At 37.7% G+C, this 17,092-nt stretch carries 16 protein-coding genes; 5 read left to right on the top strand and 11 right to left on the bottom strand.

What is annotated here, in order from left to right; genetic code table 11:
- Positions 1-56 precede the first annotated feature (56 nt).
- Entirely contained in the window at positions 57-953 is an 897-nt protein-coding gene (locus GEZ89_RS06895) for a cation diffusion facilitator family transporter (protein ID WP_153225471.1), read from the bottom strand.
- Positions 954-1,086: 133 nt separating this feature from the next.
- Here GEZ89_RS06895 and GEZ89_RS06890 point away from each other — a divergent pair, with 133 nt between their 5' ends.
- Both GEZ89_RS06890 and GEZ89_RS06885 read left to right on the top strand, forming a co-directional pair.
- On the top strand, positions 1,087-1,632 hold the full coding sequence (locus GEZ89_RS06890) for a TetR/AcrR family transcriptional regulator (protein WP_153225470.1): 546 nt from the start codon (positions 1,087-1,089) through the stop codon (positions 1,630-1,632).
- Between the two features lie 32 nt (positions 1,633-1,664).
- Positions 1,665-2,057 (top strand): glucuronide permease, encoded by a 393-nt coding sequence (locus GEZ89_RS06885; RefSeq protein WP_153225469.1) that lies wholly within the window; start codon positions 1,665-1,667, stop codon positions 2,055-2,057.
- Between the two features lie 66 nt (positions 2,058-2,123).
- Here the strand turns inward: GEZ89_RS06885 and GEZ89_RS06880 are convergent, their stop codons facing one another.
- The 8 genes from GEZ89_RS06880 to GEZ89_RS06845 all read right to left on the bottom strand — a co-directional run bounded on the left by GEZ89_RS06880 (position 2,124) and on the right by GEZ89_RS06845 (position 10,887).
- The gene (locus GEZ89_RS06880; RefSeq protein WP_153225468.1) at positions 2,124-3,644 is read right to left on the bottom strand and encodes an ABC transporter permease/substrate-binding protein; all 1,521 of its coding nucleotides are present in this window, start codon (positions 3,642-3,644) and stop codon (positions 2,124-2,126) included.
- On the bottom strand, positions 3,637-4,365 hold the full coding sequence (locus GEZ89_RS06875; protein WP_153225467.1) for an ABC transporter ATP-binding protein: 729 nt from the start codon (positions 4,363-4,365) through the stop codon (positions 3,637-3,639). Before GEZ89_RS06875 ends, GEZ89_RS06880 begins: the two co-directional genes overlap by 8 nt.
- On the bottom strand, positions 4,358-5,212 hold the full coding sequence (locus GEZ89_RS06870) for an SDR family oxidoreductase (protein WP_153225466.1): 855 nt from the start codon (positions 5,210-5,212) through the stop codon (positions 4,358-4,360). The genes GEZ89_RS06875 and GEZ89_RS06870 overlap by 8 nt, the downstream gene beginning before the upstream one ends.
- Positions 5,213-5,230: 18 nt before the next feature.
- Entirely contained in the window at positions 5,231-5,680 is a 450-nt protein-coding gene (locus GEZ89_RS06865) for a MarR family winged helix-turn-helix transcriptional regulator (RefSeq protein ID WP_153225465.1), read from the bottom strand.
- A gap of 660 nt (positions 5,681-6,340) precedes the next feature.
- On the bottom strand, positions 6,341-6,853 hold the full coding sequence (locus tag GEZ89_RS06860) for a GNAT family N-acetyltransferase (protein WP_153225464.1): 513 nt from the start codon (positions 6,851-6,853) through the stop codon (positions 6,341-6,343).
- A 297-nt stretch (positions 6,854-7,150) separates the two neighbouring features.
- Positions 7,151-7,708 (bottom strand): DUF6287 domain-containing protein, encoded by a 558-nt coding sequence (locus tag GEZ89_RS06855; RefSeq protein ID WP_153225463.1) that lies wholly within the window; start codon positions 7,706-7,708, stop codon positions 7,151-7,153.
- Positions 7,709-8,236: 528 nt separating this feature from the next.
- The gene (locus GEZ89_RS06850; RefSeq protein ID WP_153225462.1) at positions 8,237-9,184 is read right to left on the bottom strand and encodes an AEC family transporter; all 948 of its coding nucleotides are present in this window, start codon (positions 9,182-9,184) and stop codon (positions 8,237-8,239) included.
- A 77-nt stretch (positions 9,185-9,261) separates the two neighbouring features.
- Positions 9,262-10,887 (bottom strand): malolactic enzyme, encoded by a 1,626-nt coding sequence (locus GEZ89_RS06845; RefSeq protein ID WP_153225461.1) that lies wholly within the window; start codon positions 10,885-10,887, stop codon positions 9,262-9,264.
- A gap of 358 nt (positions 10,888-11,245) precedes the next feature.
- Between GEZ89_RS06845 and GEZ89_RS06840 the strand changes: the two genes are divergently transcribed.
- On the top strand, positions 11,246-11,596 hold the full coding sequence (locus GEZ89_RS06840) for a helix-turn-helix domain-containing protein (protein WP_153225460.1): 351 nt from the start codon (positions 11,246-11,248) through the stop codon (positions 11,594-11,596).
- A 127-nt stretch (positions 11,597-11,723) separates the two neighbouring features.
- Positions 11,724-12,602 carry a LysR family transcriptional regulator gene (locus tag GEZ89_RS06835; protein WP_153225459.1) on the top strand — a complete coding sequence of 293 codons (879 nt, stop codon included), beginning with the start codon at positions 11,724-11,726 and terminating at the stop codon, positions 12,600-12,602.
- A 526-nt stretch (positions 12,603-13,128) separates the two neighbouring features.
- Here GEZ89_RS06835 and GEZ89_RS06830 read toward each other — a convergent pair.
- Complete coding sequence (locus tag GEZ89_RS06830; RefSeq protein WP_153225458.1) at positions 13,129-13,749, bottom strand: hypothetical protein; 621 nt, start codon at positions 13,747-13,749, stop codon at positions 13,129-13,131.
- 50 nt (positions 13,750-13,799) lie between these two features.
- Entirely contained in the window at positions 13,800-16,496 is a 2,697-nt protein-coding gene (locus GEZ89_RS06825) for an SEC10/PgrA surface exclusion domain-containing protein (protein ID WP_153225457.1), read from the bottom strand.
- Between the two features lie 132 nt (positions 16,497-16,628).
- On the opposite strand from GEZ89_RS06825, the gene GEZ89_RS06820 reads away from it, so the two are divergent.
- Complete coding sequence (locus tag GEZ89_RS06820) at positions 16,629-16,967, top strand: helix-turn-helix domain-containing protein (RefSeq protein ID WP_153225456.1); 339 nt, start codon at positions 16,629-16,631, stop codon at positions 16,965-16,967.
- Positions 16,968-17,092: the final 125 nt, after the last annotated feature.

Here is a 17,092-nt window from a genome sequence, read left to right as displayed (position 1 = left end):
AACTACCTTTAGTATACACTTTTTATTTAGCTTTCGCTCACTTATACTACATCTCATTAATGATGATGTTCATGACTTTTATCTACTTCCAACTCCTCAATTTTACGCTTATGAACCTGGTGGCTTGCTAAGTCTGCATCTACCTCAATGGTAATATTTTGAAAACCACAATCTTTGAGTAGGGTTCGAATGGATTCTTTACAAACCTCCATCTGTCCGATCTCTTTTAGACAAACATGGATAATGGCATTTTTCTCCAAACCATCCATGGTCCATAGGTTAAGCTGATTGATACTAGCCACATACTCCAACCGTTCCAAATCACTCTTTACTTGCTTGATATCCACTCCTTCTGGCACGGCATCGAGGAAAATCTTGAGTGTAGACCAAAAACGTGGAATAGCCTTTAACAGAATGAAGAAGGAAATGACAAGAGATAAGAGCGGATCCAGAATATACCAGTCGGTAAATCGTAGAATAATTGCCATCAGGATGACTGCTATCCAACCCAGGGTATCTTCCAAAAAATGCAGGCTAAGAATAGACTCATTCTTCGTTTTCCCCTTACGAACCACTAGACTTGCTAGCACATTTATACTAACCGCAATAATTCCAAGCCAGAGGATTCCTTCATCATTGATAGGTTGTGGATGAAATAGTTTCCTTATATTTTCCAAAATGACTAGAGCAGATCCTGTCATGAGAATCACAGCCGTTATCAAAGCTCCTAGAAGGCTAAAGCGCTTGTAACCCAAGGTGTAATGACTATCCTCTTCACGATTGGAAATTGTTTCAAGAACGGCTGATACCCCAATTGCGATTGCATCTCCCAAGTCATGAACGGAGTCAGCAAGCACAGCACTCGAACCAAATACTCCACCAGCGATAAACTCGACAATTGCATAACTCAAATTTAAGAAAAAAGCCAGCCAAACAGCACGTTTCGTTGTCATTTTTTCATCCTCCTTTGGTATAATAGTAGTATAAATATTCCCTTTACTAGTATTATCTCTTACTCCGAAAAGAAAGGATAGGGGCAAACTGTTCTCTTTGTAAGTTACTGAACAATTTGTTCAAATTGTCCATATGGTTGCTCAAGATCGCCGCATTACCAAGACACGAAAAGCTATCTATACTGCTTTTTTACAATTATTGAATCAAAAAGATTACGAAACTATCACAGTTCAGGAGATTATAGACCTGGCAGATGTTGGTCGCTCCACCTTTTACAGTCACTATGAGAGTAAGGAATTACTCCTAGATGAGCTCTGCCGGTATCTCTTTCATCATCTTTTTGAACGCGAGGAAAATATATCTACAGAAGCTTATTTGTCCCATATCTTTTCGCATTTTAAGAAAAATCAAGACCACGTCACCAGCCTCCTTTTCTCAAAAAATGACTACTTCCTCCGCCAATTACAGAAAGAATTGGAACACCACGTCTACCCCATGGTCGTAGAGGACTTGCAAGCTTCTTACCCTAATATTCCTGCTTCCTATCTCAAGCATTTTGTCGTAACTAACTTCATCGAAACATTGACTTGGTGGCTCAAAAAAGGGAAATCTTATAAGGAAGATCAAATAGTGAGATTTTACTTAGACGTCATGGAAATGACAAACAAACAAAAATAAATCATCATTATTCTAGCTAGAGAGGAAATCTTATGAACTTCGTTATTATTCTTGTTATTTTGATAGCCTTCTTACTTCTTGCTTTTCCTCTTCATCATTTATTGGCTAGCCTTTCAGAATTAAGAAAAGGCAGGAATCCCCTAGGAAATCAGCTTCTCCTTATCGGAAGTATCCTTGCTACCTTATCTATCTTCCTCTACTTCTTTGCAACCTTATCTATCTTCCTCTACTTCTTTGCAACCTTATCTATCTTTCTCTACTTCTTTTTGTCGATTGTCGCACTATCTCTTTGGCTGATTGGCTGTGGATTAATTTGCTACGGGGCCTATTGGAATGACAAACAGAAAGGAACCTTTAAAAAGTCTCACCATATCATCAGAATTACATTTGCTATAGTATTGACACTTATACTACTTTTATTCTAATACAAAAACCCTATCTTATCTAAAAAGCAAGATGGGGTTTTTGTTAGTATAAAGTAATTTCTATATTTATTTTTGAAGTATTCCTTCTTGAAGGAGAAATTCACGCGCTACTGTTTCTGCCGACTTGTCTTCCACACCAACCTGATAGTTCATCTGACTCATCTGGCTCTCGGTGATTTTACCAGCTAGTTTATTGAGGACTGCTTCCAACTCAGGATGTTTTTCGAGTAATTTAGCTTTCATCAGTGGAGCGCCTTGGTATGGAGGGAAGAGTTGTTTATCATCCTCCAAAACCACTAAATCATAACGAGCAATTTCAGCATCTGTCGAGTAAGCATCTGTAATTTGAATGTCCCCTGACTGGATGGCTTGGTAGCGAAGGGCTGGCTCCATGGTTGCCACATTGAGATTCAATCCATAAACAGACTGCAAGCCCTTGTTTCCATCCTCACGATCGTTAAACTCTAGAGTGAATCCTGCCTTGAGCTGTCCTTCCACTTTTTTCAAGTCTGAAATCGTCTTAAGTCCATATTCTTGCGCAATTTTTTTGGGAACTGCTATAGCATAAGTGTTTTGATAAGCCATGGGTTTAAGAAAGGCTAGTTGATCCTGTTTGGCAATGCCATCACGAGCCACCTCGTAAACCTTTTCTGGGTCATGCCCAATTTGTGGAGATGGTTGGAGGAGACTCTCTGTCACTGTTCCAGAAAATTCTGGATAGATATCGATATCACCCTTTTTCAGCGCTTGATAAAGGAAATCTGTCTTCCCAAAGTTAGGCTTGACCGTCACCGTCATATCCGTATTTTCCTCAATGAGAAGCTTGTACATATTCATGAGAATTTCAGGCTCAGGCCCCAATTTCCCAGCTATGACTAGATTTTCTTTTTCTGTCTGAGGAATCATGCTTGGAGCATAACTAACTCCCAAACCAAGGAGCATCACCGCAAAGGCTGCAACAATCGTACGCAACTTTGCCTTTTCCAACCATTTGAGAACAACATTAAAGAGAATGGCCAAAATAGCTGATGAGATTGCACCGATTAAAATGAGACTAGCATTCCGACGATCAATTCCCAAAAGGATAAAGGAGCCCAATCCACCAGCTCCCACAAGAGCTGCTAGAGTCGCTGTCCCAATAATCATAACGGTCGCTGTTCGAACCCCCGATACAATGACAGGCATGGCAAGTGGAATTTCAAACTTCTTGAGTCGCTCCCACTTGGTCATCCCAAAAGCAATCCCGGCCTCCTCAAGACTAGGATCAATGCCATTCAGGGCTGTGATTGTATTTTCTAAAATCGGGAAAATAGCGTAAATGACAAGGGCTGTGAGTGCTGGTAAGGTTCCAATCCCCATGAAAGGAATAAAGAGCCCCAACAAGGCCATTGAAGGAATGGTCTGGAAGATACCTGCAACTTGTAGCACCCAGGTCGCTGCTTTTTTATGAGCATTTAGGTAAACCGCAAGTGGGATGGTCAGAAAAATAGCGACCAATAAGGTCAAAAGAGATAATTGTAAGTGTTGTCCCAGAGCTGTTACCCATTCACTAAATCGATCATGAAAGGTTGAAATCAAATTAGACATGAAGGCTACCTCCAAACAAGTTTGCTACAAAGTCTGTCGCAGGCGCTTGTAAAATTGTTTCAGGTTCTGCGACCTGGCGAATCTCCCCATCCTGTAAAACAGCAATTCGATCGCCTAATTTTAAGGCCTCGTCCGTATCATGAGTAACGAAGATGGTAGTCATACCGAACTCCTTGTGCAAATCTTTGGTAAGAGCCTGCAACTGCTTGCGGGAGATAGCATCCAAAGCTGAAAAAGGTTCGTCCATCAATAGAATCTTTGGTTCCCCAATGATGGCCCGCACAATCCCAATCCGCTGTTGCTCCCCACCAGATAACTCACTAGGTATGCGCTTTGCATACTCTGCAGCAGGCAGACCCACCTTGTCCAAGAGTTCTTCTGTTTTAGAGGCAATTTGTTCCTTGCTCCAACCCTTCATCTCAGGAATCAATGCTATATTTTCAGCAACTGTTAAATTTGGAAATAGGGCAATAGCTTGAAGGACATAGCCGGTACTGAGACGTAACTCCCGTTCGTCATAGTCTTTGATGCGTTTCCCATCCATATAGATATTACCATCCGTTGGCTCCAAGAGACGGTTAATCATCTTGATCATGGTGGTCTTACCAGATCCTGAAGGACCCACTAGCACCATGAATTCTCCATTTTCAATGCGGAGATTGACATCTTTTAAAATATTTTTATCCGTGTAGCGCAAGGCCACATGTTTGTATTCAATCATGTTTTTCCTCAATAAGTTTTCTATCTCTAAGAATATCCAATAGGCTACTTGCCGGATGCCCTAGAACTTTTTCGATATCTGTTGAAACCCCAGCTTGTTCCCCAACTTTGATAGCTGTATAAGTGCTGACCCAGGCATCGTACTCCCAAGTTTGTGCTGGCCATTTTTTCCGTGACTCATAAGCTTCTTCTACTGTTTCATCCACATACGCGATGGTCTTACCGGTCTCTTTTGAGAGAAGCGCTACGATTTCTTCCATGGAAAGATCCTCTGGCCCTGTTAAATTCAAGGTTTGATTTTCCCAGTCCTTAGGATTTAAAAGAATCTCTGCTACAACCCTAGATGTGTCCTTACGGGCAACAGCTGACACAAGACCACTGCCGGCCGGACCACGAATCTCTCCATTTTCAAGTGCAATATCAATCAAGAAATCCAAATAAAAATTATCTCTCAAAAAAGTGTAGGTGAACCCTAACTCCTTGATATAGGCTTCCGTCTGGGCATGATCTCGAGACAAGGTAAAAGTTGCTTTCTCATCTGCCCCATAAAAGGAGGTATAAACGATATGTTGCACCCCTGCTAGTTTTGCAGCATCTAAAAACTCCTTGTGCTCCTTGACACGCTCTGGATTTTCCCTAGCAGAAACCATCAACAAAGTATCGATCCCCTTCAAGGCTTCAACCACCTCTGGAGTATTGGTATAGGACAATCTACGGATTTCCGCAGACGCATAAACTTTTGCACGCTCTGGGCTTCTTGCTAGATGGACTGAAGCGATTCCTTTCTTATCAACAAGATCAGCCACATAGGAGCCTAATTTCCCTGTTACACCTGTAATTCCGATCATAACTGTTACTTCCTTTCCCTAGATGTCATTTTCTTTAGCTTTTAGATTTGAGATAATACGCTCTTGATAAGCTTCAAATTCTTGGATTTCTTGATCCGAAAAGCCTTGGTAGAAAATTTCACCCAATTCTTTGCTAACACGGTCTCCAATTTCTTTTTGCGCCCAACCGAGGTCTGTCAAAGAGATATATTTTTTCCTTTTATCTTGTGTGCAAGGTTCAATCGTGACCAAGCCTTGTTCTTCCAATTTCTTAACCATACTGGTCAATGTATTATTGGCTAGACCCGTCACAAGAGCGATATCGGTCGCTGTAGCGCACCCTAACTCTTGCTTCCACAAAATCGTTAAAATTTTTCCCTGTTCACTTCTGTATTGAGCATCTGGTTCATTGCTCAAGAGTTTTTGAAAGATACGCCCGTTTAACAATCGAATCTGTAGAGCTTGGTAACCTCCTAACATCTTGTCCATTTTGTCTCCTTTTTTATTCTATATCGAACTTTTTAATTATTGTAACACCCTAAATTACATCTGTCAACTATTTCGATATGGAAATAATAAAAAACTTCCTACCAAAAAGTAGAAAGTCAGCATTTTTATAAAATTAAACATGCATCACATATGAAGCATTCCTCTTAAAGAAATTACTATGTACCAGATAAGGATCATACTTAGAATTTTGACTATAAACCAAACATAAAGGAATGATAAAAATTTTTATAAAATATAGTAAACAAAAGAATAAGAAAAGACTAAAACTAAGATTCCTTAATTCAAAAAAATAAAGACAAAAGAAAATTAAAGCATTTAATAGAATATTAAATCCCCTAGCAAAACTAGCTGATAAGATATTCGTCTTGATCTGAGGATTAAAAAGTTTGACAAGAAACAAGGCTAATAAAGAGATATTATAGATACAAATTGGCTTGTAATCATGACGATAGAGGACTAAAAACAAGAACAAAGAATGCTATAGTGGATTGAACTTAGAGTAGTACAATATAGATTCTAAAACATTTTTAGCAGTCTTGGTGTACTGTTCTAGATTCATTCTACTATAATTTCCGTATAAAAGTAGACAAATGTCTACTAGAAATGTTTAGTTTTGGCAAACGACTGGGAATGATGATGCTATAGATTCCTTATCTCAAATACTGCCGTATGAATCCACTCGTTATGCATTTGAAAGTCATTCTCTATGATTCTACTAAAGGTGAAACCATTTTTTAAAAGCACTCTCTGAGAAGCCTGATTGTCCCTTGCCGTTCCTGCAATGATTTTATGTAAACCATAAGTAGTAAAGGCCTTTTCTAAAACGAGTTTAACTGCTTCGCTTGCATATCCTAAATTGGTAACATTTTCTCCAATCCTATATCCAAGTTCTGCTGTTTTTCTATCCTTCCCTAAAATACTTAAATTGATTCTTCCGACCATAATGCCTTGTGCATCTCTAATAAGATGCATGTAGACATCATGGCTCTCTTGTTCCCTTAACAATTCCCTTGTAATTTCTTTAAAACCTTCTAAGTCAAAATAGTGAGCTGGTCTAGGAGGTAAACTTCGCTCAAAATACTCCCGATTTTCTTTTTCAAAAGAATAAATATCTATACTATTTTCTTCAGACATCAACTCTAACCTTATCATTGTAAACCATCTCCTATCATTCTCTAAACTCAAATTTACTCATGTTCACACAAAGTGACATTTACAGAATTTACAGAGCTATCTTAATTTTTTCATATCGTATCTACATTATAACACAACATACTATGAAGAAAAATAATATCCAGCAAGGTCCTCATAAACTCCAACATCTTGCTAAACAGGCTGGAACGCCTCTGAAAGTTGTTTTTGAACCCTACTTGCTTCATCTTCATAAAATAATCATGACTTACAAATAAAGAAGAAAACCATCTCAAATTTGATGAGATGGTTAATCATTTAGTCTACTTTATAAAAAACTTGTTCTGATCTGGTTGGAGCAGCTTGACCAGCAATCAGCCTATTTTGAGTTAAATCAGTATCTAACCCAGGCATAATAAGTCCAGCAGGATAAATACTCATTCCATAGCCTGAGATACCATCTCTAATGCTAAATTCAATCGTTCCATGGCTACCCATGCTCTTTTTTTCAATGTTTCTACTGTTTACTAGTCCATTTTTATCGAATGTAAATTCTTGCCCAAGTCCATTTCTCCAAGTTCCAACTAGAGTCGAGAAATCTCCATTTAGAATGGCTTGCTCATCTATTTTTTGTGATTCAGCATTCGTTTGCTCTTCTTGTGTCGAGATTTTTTCCTCAGTAGTCGTAACACTATCTTGAGTAGTCGTTGTACTAGTGGTTGTTGTACTAGTGGTAGAAACCTGTTCTGTTGTAGCATTTACTGCTTCTACATCTTGCTTTTTATGATTAAAGAAGAACATAAAACTTATCAGTACTATAGCAATTAAGCAACTTAACAGAATCAAAATCCAATTGATGCCTTTTCCTATTTTCATTTATAACTCCTTTATATTATTCGTATTTAATTATATCATACTAAACTGATACTAGGAAGAAATTGTATAAAACAAAGACTAGTGGTGTGAATTTTGCTAAAAACCATCAAAAAATACCCCTTGGCATGAACCACGAAGTGTTTCGAAACGTTGATAGTATCGTGTTGATGAACCTTTTGAGGCAACTGACTTCGTCAGGTTGCAGCCACATTTGTAAGCGACTAAAGTCGCTAGAGCTATCCTAATTGCGCACCGCCAGTTCTCATAGAAAAAAACACCTTGCAAGATGCAAAGTGTTTTCGTTTGTATTCTGCTACCCATCAACGAATTAACGTTTAGAGAACTGGCTAGCTTTACAAGCTTTTTTCAATCCTGGTTTGAAAAGTCTGGCTTTTAGGAAAGCTCAAAAGCGCTTGATAGGAAACGTCCGAAGAGTTTCTTCTGATTTCTATTTCAATAAATAAGAATTTATGTATCTAAAATAGTGCAATTTCTTAACGCAAAACTTTCAATCCTATCTCTTCCTTCTTATCCTAACAAAGTTTGTAATATTGGAATAACAACGATAAATAGAACCGTACTTAGAGTCACCACATTCGTAGAGAATTCCACATCTCCTTTTCCCTGATTAGCAAGGATCGGAAGAACAGCTAAAGCTGGTGTAGCGGACTGAATCATAAAGGTCTTAAATTCTACTGTCGCCATATTTGGTGCAAAGAACTTCAATACAAGAAGCATGATTAGAGGAGCTAGGATAAAGCGTCCAACTAAAGTGACAATTGTATCTTTATCAAAAGTAATAGTTTTCAAACCTGCCTTTGCAAGAACGATACCAATATAAATCAGAGATAGGGGAGTGACGATATTTCCAACATAGGTTAAGGTATTCGTTGCGAAATCTGGAATAGAGATTCGGAGAATCAAAAATAGCAGAGCAACAAGAAAACCTACAAGCGGGGCTGGTAGTAATTTCTTCCAATCAAATTTAGTTTCCTTCTTGCTTTGACCCGATTTACTATCGCTCGTCATCAAATACACGCCCAATGTCCAAGTGGAAATCGTGTTGGTGATATAGTAAATTAAGAAATAAGGAAGAGCCTGATCCCCAAAAAGAGCAACGTTTAAAGGTAAACCAATAAAAATAGTGTTGGCATTCACAAAGGTATTAATCATGGTTCCTCGCCGTCCTGGACGAACCTTGAAAACCATAACTACAATATAAGCTACGATATAGCCCAAGATAAAGGCCACAAATGTATAAAGGAGACCTCCAGAAAGACTGATTAGTTTATCTAGTGTTAGGTATTTCATTACTGACACAAAGATTGACGCTGGCAAAGCTACATTCATGATCAAACGAGATAGGTTAGGTCCAAAGGCATCTCCAAACCATCCCTTCACCTGAAGAATATACCCCAAAACAATGATAGCGATAATCGGAATGATACTCGTAATCGAGGTTAAAAAGAGTGACATAGGTATCCTTTCTAAATTACTTAAGTCCACAGCCCATACAAATCTGTCGCTAGCGAAGGATAGACAGCAGCAGTGAATTATTTATACTCTGGATACCACTTCAAATCACGAACTGCTTTGGCCATATCTGTTTCCTTAGCACGCGCAAGACCTTGCTCTTGTGCTTTTTTAGCGACTGCTTCTGCTACTTTAATAGAAACATCTGCTACATACTTAAATGGTGGCAAGACAGGAGCTCCTGGTTGGCCTGGATTAACAATACCACTCAATGAATGAGCTGCTGCTCCAATCATTTCATCAGTCAAAAGACTTGCTTCAGAAGCCAGCATACCTAGACCAAGACCTGGGTAAATCAAGGCATTATTGGCTTGACCAATCACATAGTCGACACCTTTATAAGAAACTGTATCAGCAGGAATTCCTGTTGCGACAAAAGCTTTGCCATCTGACCATTCAATCAAATCTTTGGCACTAGCTTCTGCTAGTTTGGTTGGATTTGACAAAGGGAAGATCATCGGACGTTCTGTATTTTCACACATAGCTTCTACTATTTCTTTAGTGAAGGTATTAGGTTGAGTTGAAGTTCCTACAAGAATGGTTGGCTTCACAGTCTTCACTACTTCAAGCAGGTCAGTCAACTTGTCTGCGTTACTAAAGTCGGCACGTTTCTTAGCAAACGGTTTTTGTTCAGGGGTCAGGTCATCCATGTCATCAAAGAGAAGACCTTGTTTATCAACCATAAAGAAATGTTTATAGGCTTCTTCTTCAGAAAGACCTTCACTCACCATTTCACGAAGAACACGAGCGGCAATTCCTGCGCCCGCAGTACCACCACCATAGCAGAGATAAACTTGATCTGTTAATTTTTCACCACTAATATCCAGTGAACCAAAGATACCACCTAGGGTAACGATTCCTGTACCTTGAATATCATCATTAAAAGTTGGAATTTGTTTTCGGTATTTTTCAAGAATATTGGCAGCATTCGAGCGACCGAAGTCTTCCCAGTGAAGGTAGAGTTTAGGAAAGAGACGTTCTGCTGTTTGAACAAATTGGTCAATGAAGTCGTAGTAACGATCTCCGCGAACCCGTTCGTGACGATTTCCTAAGTAATTAGGATTGTTACGAAGTTCTTCGCGGTTAGTCCCTGCATCAATAACTAAAGGAAGAACCATAGAAGGATCGATTCCAGCAGCACCCGTGTAGACCATCAATTTCCCAACAGAAATATCGACACCATTTGTTCCCCAGTCACCGATTCCAAGGATTCCTTCTGCATCTGTTACAACAATGAGACGAATCTCGCGATCCCCAGCGGCATTTTTCAAAGTAGCTTCAATATTTTCAGGATGATTGATATCAAGATATCCCGCATATTGGGGGTCTACAAAGAGGTCACTATAGCCTTCAATGGTATCTGCAATGGTTGGATCGTATACAATTGGATTGAATTCCTCCAAATGTTGAGAAAAGAGGTAATAGAAAAGAGTCCGGTTGGTATTAAAAATTTCCATTAGGAAAAGACGCTTTTCCAAATCATTGGCTTTTGTTTGCATTTGTGCATAAGTTTGCGCCGCTTGCTCTTCAATCGTTTGAACATACGGTGGCAGTAAACCAATAAGACCTAGTTCCTTTCGCTCCTCTAAGGTAAAGGCAGTTCCCTTATTAAGGAAAGGGTTGTTTAAAATATCATGTGCAGTCATAGTGCAACCTCCTTTTTACTCCTATTATACCACTTAAAATGAATTGTTTGGAAAACTTTGTTGTTTAAAAAATACTATTGTGTACGCATATGTTATAATGAGTCTACGAAGACAATTTTCTAATAAGCTCTTTATACTTAAAACACTATTGTTAATGGCACTTTAAGTTGTTATATTTTATAAAGTTCTGAACTCATAAAACTCTCGATGATCACTCTTTACTAAAAGTTTCGAGTAAAAGAAACTAATCATACAAATTGGCAATCCGAATTAAAATAAATATTATATAAGTTTGTTATACAATACTTTGTATTTTTTAAGATGTTTTTTTGTCATGCAAAACTTGTATTCTATTTATATGACGAATAAAAACTATTTACAACAATATATTTCCCAAAAAGTGAAATATTTTCGAACACAGAAAAAAATGAGCCAGGAAGAACTTTCGGAACAAGCGGGTCTCGGGCTTAAGTATATCAATCAACTTGAAAACCAAAATGTGAATCTGACCATTCACAGTCTTGAAAAATTGATTGTCGCCCTAAAGATGACCCCAGAGGAATTTTTCAATTTTGATAGCCTTGAATCAACCTCTGATAAGACCGACAATCTTTCACTCAAAAGAATCAACATGAAGGTTAAACAACTCCCTATTGATAAACGAGAAAAGATGTTGGTCATTTTTGAAAGTATCTTAGATAACCTTTGATATCCCTGACTCACTTACATTTTAACCAGCGAATACTCGTATAGTCAAATTGTGGGATACGGATAAAAAGTATTTATCTGGTGATTTCCACTTATTTTCCTTCTCCAACTAATGAAAGTGAGCCCCTATGAATTTAAAAGATCTACAATATTTTTATGACCTCTGCCAGCTTCAATCCTATACGGAAGTTGCAAAACAACACAAAGTCAGCCAACCATCTATTTCTTATGCCATCAAGCGCTTAGAAGAATCTTTTAATTGCAAATTGATTCACCACGATCCCTCGCATCGTTCCTTCAAACTCACTCCTCAAGGACAAATCCTTCTAAAGCATACAGAAAAGATCTTACCTGAGGTCATTTCTACTCGCAAAGAAATCAATCGTTCCTTGGCCCAATACTCTACTGTAGGATTCCCTCCTATTATCATTCAGTATCTCTTTGCTGCCTTAAGCGAAAAAGATCAATTCGATTTTTTAAAAAAGGTACGCCCGATCCGCGGTGGCTCCGTAGAATTATTAAATCTTCTCCTCAAAGGAGACCTTGATGCAAGTCTACTCGGCTTGATTGAACCACTCAATCATCCTTCAATAGAGACACATGAACTCTTTCATAAAGAACTGTATGTCGTTTTGTCTAAGAACCATCCTCTTGCTACCGCTCCTTCCCTCACTTTTGAAGATTTAGTAGATCAATCCTTTATACTTTTAGACGAACACTTTGTTCACTTGAAAGCTTTTGAACTGCTTAATCAAAAGTATCAAAACAAGGCAGAAATATTCTTTAAGAGTGACGACATTGTCATCATTAAAGAACTTTTAAAGAAAGGGATTGGCCTTAGTTTGCTGGCTGATATCGCACTTTCTGATGAAGATGATGATTTAATAAAAATTCCTCTAGTACCGGAGGACCAGATAACATTTACAGTTTATTACGCTTATCTCAAATCAGCTACACTGTCATCAGAAGTAGAAGCCTTATTTAATCTCATTAAATCATATGAATAGAAAAAACTCTAACTATCAACTACCTGATAGCTAGAGTTTTTTACATTATAGGTATTAGACTAAAGTACGAAGAAATAGGATATGATCGCCAAATTTTTCATTTACCTGATACCCTTCAAGGAGATTTCTAATTATAAATCCACAAGGTGTCAATAAAAAAAGAACACCCCGAAAGGTGCTCTTTGTAAGTACAGTAATTCTTTCGAATTAACGTTTACTAAATTGTGATGCTTTACGAGCTTTCTTAAGACCTGGTTGGGGCACCACTTATTTCATCTAATTTCAAAGTGTTTTAAAATCAACGTTTTCATAAGCTTTCAAAAAATAAAATTTCAACTAATTTTAAGTAATTTCATCAAAATAAGGTAAACTTTCATCAAAAATAAGCAAAAATCGAACCAGAATATCAAAAGTTTCCCTTATATAAAATTTTCACATATATACTAATTTGTTTCCATTCATTAGAAAAGAGAGCCACTGCTCTCTTTTAATTTATCACTATACATGTTTGATGAACAATTTTTTCCTATTCCAACAATGTATACTCTCCACTTTCCAACAAATCTATTACTTTTTGTACAAATTGTTTTGATAGTAAATCCACAATATCTGCTCCACGAGTTTGAAAGTCTTCATCTATCTCTTTGATTTCTAATTGAGAATTTTTTACTCTTTTTTCATCAATTGGAGAATGAAAACTATATTCACCTATTTCATAGTACAAAAAATAAAGATATTCTTTCTTACCTAAACTATAATCAAAAAATTCAATTTCCTTGTTAGTGTCATAGTCATAGTAACTATTTTTCCAAACTATAGCATTTCTTTTTTCGTTATATAGCTTTTCATAATTTTTTTCATAACTATAGACTCGTTGTTTTTTCTCTCCTATATACTGTTTATGAATCATTGTTGGTTTATATTTACTCAATAGTTTTTCTTTCATATCATAGTATTTTTCCATATTTTCTTCAGCATCTTCAATGTTATTTTGTTGATGTAAATAATATCTTGCGTTTTTATATTCTTTTATCTTGTCGCGATAGTTTTTAGCTCGCTTATTTACAGAGTATATACATTCTGCAATAATAGCATTAGTGAGTTCTTTTCGTTTGAGTAAATCTGAGTATCTTTTAGGGGTTCTCATATCGTCAATCCTTTCATTTATTAAAAAGAGAGCCACCGCTCTCTTTCTTTTTATCTATTATATCTTCGTTTTCCTGCTAAAGTAAATAGTCCAACACTTGCTCCAAGCAATGCTAAAAGTCCTGAATCCTTTGTTCCTGTATTTGGAAGTTGTTTCTTAGGTTCTGCTTTTGCATTTGTAGCTTGTGCAGGAGCTTGATATGTTCTATCGTCTTTAGTTCCTACGGTTACTTTTTCTGCTGTATAATCCACAACATTCCCTTTATTATCTACAACTGGAACTGGTTGGTAGCCAGCTTTTTCAAGCTCTTTACGTTTAGCGTCTGCAAGTTCAGCCAAGCGTTTTGTTTCTGCTTCTTCAAACTTCGCTTTGGCAGTTTCGTAAGCAGTTTGTGCTTGGTCTGCTGCAAGGCTCTTAACCTCATAGTCTACTTTAGCTTCGTTTTGTGCTTTGTAGGCATCTTTAAGCTCTGCTTCTGCTTTTTCAAGCTCTGCTTTTACTTCTTTCAAACGAGTGTGCGCACCGTTAAGGTCTGCAAGCTCTTTTTCAGCTTGTTTAACTTCTTCTTGTGCATCTTGAAGTGCTTTCTTAGCAGTTGATACCGCTTGGGCTTTGCTTTCAGCAATTGCTTCAAGTTCAGCCATCTTAGTTTCTTCTGCTTTAAGAGCTTCTTGTGCAGTTTTAAGAACTTGCTCAGCGTCTTTCAATTTTTCTTGCGCTTGTTTAAGAGTTGCTTCTTTTGTAGCTTTAGAAACAGTCAAATTATTAACAAGAGCGTTAGCATTAGAAAGGGTTACAACTGCTTTATCATGACGGTCTTTCGCTTCATCAAAGGCTTTTTGAGCGTTGGCAAGTGGACTTTCACCATTCTTCAAAGCAGTCAAGTTAGCTTCAGCATTTGTAAGAGCAAGTTTTGCATCTGACTCTGCTTTTGTTTTTGCTTCAAAAGTAGCTTGTGTGTTATCACGAGCAGTCATAGCATCAGCAAGTGCTTGACGAGCTTCACTCAATTTGCGCTCAATCACTTCATCGCTAAGTGGGTTTGCAATAGGTGTTTTATCCCATTTAGAGTCCTTTACTTCTTCATTACGAATAGCAGTTAAGAAGTGAGTAGTATAGAAATCATCTGTCTTACTTTGTGCGACACCACCGAAGTAAATAGTTTCATTCGCATAGTCAAATTGTAGGATACCCTGTGTATGTCCATAATCACCTTTAGTTGAAACGAGCATTACAAGGTCTTCGTACAACTTCTCTTTCATTTCACCAAGAGTTTTACGGTAAACCCCATCAGCATCGTCAAAGTTATGGAAGGTATAAGTCGTTACAGTATTCTCATAATACTGTTGACCTTTGTTTTCTTCCTCTGCATCTGTTGTAGGCATGCCATATTCTTTGGCAACCTTGTTAATACCGATGGCGTAGTGTCCAACACCACCTTTAGCACGGTAGTCATCTTTCATAGCTTTAGAGAAGTTCGCTTTCACATACTCTTTAGCAACCTTATCAGCAAATTCAAGAGAAGTTTTTGAAAGAACAACATCTGAAAGTCCAAGTTGGCGGCGCATTTGGTTAATCAGGTCAACCACATAGTAGTTCAACTCATCTTTAATCTCTTGTGGGAGATTGTTAATATCGTAGCGAGTTTCATCTGCTTGGTCTGCTTTGCTTGGAACATATTTATTGAGTTTCTTGTGTTCTACTTGTGAACCAACGATACGGTCATAAATGGCATCGCTCTTAGCATTACGTTCTTCCTCAGTCATTTCGACACCTGAACGGATTTGACGCATGAGTTCCATTTCATCTTTAACTGCTTGAATGAAAGCTGGTGAAAGAGTGATGGTTTGTTTCTTAGAGCTATCTTGAAGAGCATCAAGAGTTGATACCGCTTGATTATAAGTAGCAAGAACATTATCACGGTTAGTTTTCGCTTCTTTAGCTTCGTTTTCAGTACGCTCTACATCTTTTGTAGCAGTTTTAACGGTCTTTTCAGCTTGGTTTAGTTGGTCAGCAAGCTCACCGTCCAACTTCTTAGCAGCGTCAAGAGAAGTTTGCGCATCAGCTTGAGCTTGCTTACTGTCACTTTCCTCTTTGATTGCACTTGCTTGCGCTTCTTTAGCATTTGCAAGACCAACACCATTCAAAGCATCCTCAACGCTTTTCACTTCTGCTTTAGCATCAGTCACACCATTTTGCGCTTGAGTCACTTCTGCTTGTTTTGTACCAACAGTTTTGCCTTGAATAGCAACGTTACGGTCTGCATCATCTTGTTCAGTTTGCGCAGAAGATACCCCTTGTTCTTTGGTAGGAACGTTTGCTTTCGCAGTTTCCACTTTCTTCTCAGCACCTTGAATAACCTCAGGAGTTGCTTTGTCCGCAATCTTTTGAGCATCGTCTTTAGCTTGTTTCAAGTCAGCGACTTTCTTTTCTGCTTTATCAGATGTTTCATTCGCTTGATCCAAGACTTCTTTTGCCTTATCTGCATCTTCTTGGGTTTGTTTAGCAGTAGCACCAAGTTCAGCAACTTCTTCCTTAGTAGGAGTTTTCACTTCCACTTTCTTAGGTGCTTCTTTTTCAACCAAAGCTGGTTCAGTTTTAGCAGTTGTAGGTAATGGAAGCTCTACTGTATCTGCGTGAGCAGTTCCGATTGTGCCGACAAGACCAGTTGCTGCGATGGCAGAAATAACCGTACCTGTATACAATTTTTTAGCAGTACTATGACTATTTTCCGTAGCTTTTGACATTTATTAACTCCTTTTGTACAATGCCCTATGCATTTTATTAAACTATAGTACTATTTTACCATACTTTTATCGTTTTTGGATAGTTTATTATACTTATTTTTAGAGAAAACAGATAGTAAAATGGTATATAACATGGAATACAATAAATTACAAAAGCATATCGCATTTCGCATACGTGAGTGTAGAAAAGCACAAGGATTAAGTCAGGAAAAGTTATCTGAAATCGCTGGCCTAGGTGTTAAAGCGATTCAAAATATAGAGAACATGAAGTATGATTTTAAGATAAAAACTCTTGAATCCGTGATCAAAGCCCTAAATCTAACGGTCGAGGAGTTCTTTAATCTACAATCATATGCATCAGAAAGAGAAGACTCCCCAGAAATACTTTTTGAAAATTTAACAAGGTTACCCAAAGAAAAACAAGGAAAAATTATATCTTCATTTAATGAAATTGTAAAGAATATCAAATAAGAGTCTGGGACAATAGTGTCTCGATTCTATCAAAAAAGCAACGGTTTTTGCCGTTGCTTTTTGCATGGTTGCGATAGTCTTGGTAAAATAGAATTGCTTAATAAACCATTTAGAAAGGCTATCCC

Source organism: Streptococcus mitis (assembly GCF_009496285.1).
GTDB classification, from domain to species: domain Bacteria; phylum Bacillota; class Bacilli; order Lactobacillales; family Streptococcaceae; genus Streptococcus; species Streptococcus mitis_BP.
Note: the sequence above shows the minus strand (reverse complement) of the source record. Positions and strands in the feature narration are given on the sequence as shown.